General features: G+C 58.7%; 1 tRNA gene. It reads right to left on the bottom strand.

From position 1 onward, the window contains the following. Positions 1-44 precede the first annotated feature (44 nt). Positions 45-121 (bottom strand) — tRNA-Asp (locus B2W52_RS15635). Positions 122-230 lie beyond the last annotated feature (109 nt).

Below are 230 nucleotides of genomic sequence, written 5' to 3'. Positions count from 1 at the left end.
CTCCCAGCTGAGCTAACCACCCGGGAATACTTCATAAATAAAAGTGGCGGAGCGGACGGGACTCGAACCCGCGACCCCCGGCGTGACAGGCCGGTATTCTAACCAACTGAACTACCGCTCCGCATCAATTCCGGCCCTTGGGCCCGAACCTGAAACCGGATGGGGTGATCCGGTGATGCAACTGAAAGTGGTGGGTGGTACTGGGATCGAACCAGTGACCCTCGCCTTGT

Source organism: Marinobacter sp. UBA2498 (assembly GCF_002341575.1).
Lineage (GTDB): Bacteria > Pseudomonadota > Gammaproteobacteria > Pseudomonadales > Oleiphilaceae > Marinobacter > Marinobacter manganoxydans.
Note: the sequence above shows the minus strand (reverse complement) of the source record. Positions and strands in the feature narration are given on the sequence as shown.